At 69.8% G+C, this 222-nt stretch carries 1 pseudogene; it reads right to left on the bottom strand.

Annotated elements, in window-relative coordinates:
* Positions 1-222, bottom strand: a pseudogene (locus OC373_RS18870) (thymidine phosphorylase); the annotation flags it as partial.

Below are 222 nucleotides of genomic sequence, written 5' to 3'. Positions count from 1 at the left end.
GCTGCAGTCCAAGCGCGCCCGCGGTGTGTGCGAGCCGCGAGCCGAGGCTGTCAGCCGCGGCCTCACTGCGCACCTTGGCGGTCGGACCTACCGGCATGTCGATCAGGACGTGGCTCGAGCCTGCGGCCACCTTCTTCGACAGCACGCTGGCGACCAGTTGGCCGTCACTGTCGAAGTCCAGCGGCCGCTGGACCCGGATCAGGATGTCGTCGGCCGGGCTCA

This window comes from Stenotrophomonas sp. Ste96, from assembly GCF_024519495.1.
GTDB classification, from domain to species: Bacteria; Pseudomonadota; Gammaproteobacteria; order Xanthomonadales; family Xanthomonadaceae; genus Stenotrophomonas; species Stenotrophomonas bentonitica_A.
Note: the sequence above shows the minus strand (reverse complement) of the source record. Positions and strands in the feature narration are given on the sequence as shown.